We start from the raw sequence: 3,288 nt of genomic DNA on the forward strand, positions 1-3,288 counted from the left end.
GCCGATTTGCGGACCGCACCAAATTAACTGATTTTGTTGTGTTTCCGCCTACTTGTGCGGACCGGGATCGGATCATAGATGACCGGCCTGCCTGCACAACGCACTGGATGCCATGCCCCACAGCTTCGAGATCCCGGTCAAACTCACGCAAGAGCGCGACGCTGGTGCAGTGCCCTCTGATCAGCGCACGCTGCAATACGAGCTACAAGCGCACATGAGCGATCAGTCTGTCACGAACGGCAGGATCCGGGCCACACCGATCATTGACCTGACAAGCTACAAGTTCAGCGCGGTGCTCGACTGGATCGCGATCGCCGTCACGCTGCCCGAGAGACAGGCCACCGTGAATGTGGGCAAGACGATCAAACGCCGCCTCAACCAGCCAGAGCTCGGCGGCGTGTCAGTCAATCCGCTCAAGAAAGGCGGAGATCGCTACACCCGCGAGATGAAGCTCACCATCCAGGATCCGACACTCCCAAGGCTATCGAAAGTCCTCGACGAACTCGCCAGACGCTATGACGTGCCGGTCGAGGACGGTCGAGCCGAGCACCGGGTGATGGGCTTCGAGCTAGCCATCGACATCTATCCGCGTCCGAGCAAGGTGAAAGATGATCTGGAGCTCGCCCTGCGCCGGGTGCAGATGTCGGAGTTGCTGCGCAAGCACTTCGCACCGGAGCAGATCTTTGAGACGGGGGATTTCACCGAGAAGTGCGACACGCTTCGCTTCAATGACGGTGAAGGGCGACACCAGATCGAACGACCGAAGGGACAGCGAGGTCCGACGACTTTCAAAGACGTGCCGCGGTTGCTTCTCGCCGCGGCCGGCCACACCAACCATAAAGCCGCTCCTGTGAACGCGACGGTCTACCTCGGCAAACGAAGCCGCCCGATGAGCTACAGGCTTCAGGACAAAGTCGCGGACCAGAGGGACAAGGACGGGAAGCCCCGCGTGAAACTGTCGCCGAAGGACCGACGATCCAGGATCGAGGTCACTCTCGAGAGCACGACGCTTGAGGGTGATACAATCCCGGAACAGCTCGACCTGTTTACAGTGGACGATTTCAGCCGACGCTACTGGAAAGGCCTCCGCGATGTCTTCTTCGATTTTGAATGCCCGACCTTCAAAGCCGCTCCGAGCGGAGAGCCAGAACCGGAGCTGGTCGAGGTGTTCAAGAAGACCGGCGTCATCGGCGTGAAGCTCTGCGACTTGGGAAACAACGCGATCGACCGAGCGACGGGAAAGCGGCGCGGAGACGGAAGACTCGTGCGACAGCTCGGCCCCCGTGGTCACTGCGTCGCATACAGTGAGCTCAACGACCGCATCGGCCGCGCGCTTAAGCAGATGGTGAAGCAGTTTGAAGATGGGTGAAGAATACGTCCCCCACTGGCACCGGCCGCCGCGTTCTATGCGAGGGCTGATGCTCATGGAAAGGCGGAGAGAGAAGCGGGTGAGAGGGTCAACTCGGGAGACCAGGGACCGAAGGATGCGCACAGGAGCGGAGACAGAGAACTGAGGCACAGATGCGAGATCCGAGATGCTTACCTTAAACAGTCAGCAGTGACTGACGTGGAGCGCTCAGCTTCGCGAACAGCCCCGTGACCACAAGGACCAAGCCAGGTTGGCTGGAGATGCGCGCGCCCCGCGCGATGAGCCGCACCGCCTCCGGCTGCAAAAATGTCAGAAAAAGTGGCCGGGCTGCGCCCCGCCCATGCCCGTCGTCACCCTGCGACGGGATACAAGGCTTCGCCGCAGCTGTGGCGGAAGCAATGTGTCGACCGCAGCCCACCACCCCAATCCTTGTAGCTCGAGCAGCCGCCCCAGACCTTTGCCCCCTACCCCGATCAGTCCCGCAAGAGTGGGATGACATTGCTGCCGCGCATGAACGCGATGGCGCCTTCGCTCCTGATGGCCTCAAGCGCCGCGGTGCGTGCGTCCTTGTCGGAGCGGAACTGATCGTCCCAGACGTGGCTCGTCCCGTCGCAATCGACGACCTCGAGCGTCCACAAGCTCTCTGTCTCGAGCCGGTAGATCTCGATAGAGAAGGGATAGCTGTTCACCATAACGGTCTGGCACCTCCCTGACATCACGACATTCGGCTCGTCTTCTTCCATCTACGTTAGCCCCGCACGCCCTTACATCACCTTGCTCGCACGCTTCAGGCGACGCGTCTAGGCCGAGACGGCTCGCCGGGCATGATGCCTCGATCATGCAAGCCGATGCTCCCGCGTTGCCGACGCCCGTATGTCGACTGGGCTCTGCAACTCTCAAAACCGCTCGTAGGTGCGCGACTTCTCTCGTCCGCACTCTTGCTGCAGATTTTCGCGAGGCACGCACCAGGCGCGTTCTTGGTGGTCCCGGCGCTACTCCTCGACCTCCCCGTATCTTTTCAGGGAGAGGGACACGCTGTCAGTTCGCCATAGTGTCCCCCGCGCGCTCCCGAGGCCATTGCGGCCTGCCCGCCCCTCCGCTCTCGCCACCAGCGGGGCTCGACCTCAGCTTCGGGCGCGCATGTCGCATACGGAAGCCATGCTCTACAGAGTTCGCCAACTGCGCACCAGGCGCACTCCTCACGGGCCTGCGATTGCTCCCTGCCACGTTCGACCCCACCGGATCGGTTGAGGTAACCTAACACCCCATCCGGAAAGCGACGCGGTTTCTTCGACGTCGCGAGATGTGCGGCGTATAAGGTCGAAAACAGCGATTTCCTGTATAACTTACGTTCAACAACTATACTAGGTTGCCCCGCCTTCGCGGCGTATCAGCCGCTCAAGACGCAAGGCAAGGCCTTGTAAATATGAAATATTTCTGGAGCCACCTTGGTTTTGCGCCCGACGGACGCGTCCACGCAGAGTATAATGTAGTCATCAGCAACAAAGAAGAGGCCAAGATGCCCAACCCGATGACGAAGACCGTGACCGACGCCTGCGAGAGCTGGCTCAAGACCTGCGAACGCAATCAGCTCGAGCGATCGACCCTGAAGGCCTACCGCAGCCACGCCCGCGTTCACATCGAGCCGAAGATCGGCCCTCTCGCCCTCGCTGACCTTTCCCGAGGTCAGGTGCGCGACTTCATGCACGAGCTGCTCGATGACGGCATCTCGCAAGCACTCGTGCGCAAGGTCATGATCAGCCTGCGCGCCGTGCTGTCCGAAGCCGTCGAGCGGGAGTGGATCGAGCACAACGTCGCCACCGACGTGAAAATGCGCCGCCGGCGCCGCTCCGAAAGCGACGAGCGCGCCGAAGTGAGCCAGCCCCATTGAAGTGGTCCACCCACGATGCGCGAAGTCC

Annotated in this window: 3 protein-coding genes; 2 read left to right on the forward strand and 1 reads right to left on the reverse strand. The window is 61.3% G+C overall.

Translation table 11 applies throughout. The features are described 5' to 3' along the window. Positions 1-112 precede the first annotated feature (112 nt). The gene (locus tag AC6RA4_RS24315) at positions 113-1,369 is read left to right on the forward strand and encodes a hypothetical protein (protein WP_500164717.1); all 1,257 of its coding nucleotides are present in this window, start codon (positions 113-115) and stop codon (positions 1,367-1,369) included. Between the two features lie 473 nt (positions 1,370-1,842). On the opposite strand, the gene AC6RA4_RS24320 is transcribed toward AC6RA4_RS24315, so the two are convergent. Continuing rightward, positions 1,843-2,112: a hypothetical protein gene (locus tag AC6RA4_RS24320; protein WP_500164631.1), complete on the reverse strand. Its 270-nt coding sequence runs from the start codon at positions 2,110-2,112 to the stop codon at positions 1,843-1,845. A gap of 776 nt (positions 2,113-2,888) precedes the next feature. Here AC6RA4_RS24320 and AC6RA4_RS24325 point away from each other — a divergent pair. After that, positions 2,889-3,260 carry a tyrosine-type recombinase/integrase gene (locus tag AC6RA4_RS24325; protein WP_500164719.1) on the forward strand — a complete coding sequence of 124 codons (372 nt, stop codon included), beginning with the start codon at positions 2,889-2,891 and terminating at the stop codon, positions 3,258-3,260. Positions 3,261-3,288 lie beyond the last annotated feature (28 nt).

This window comes from Salipiger sp. (genome assembly GCF_059781815.1).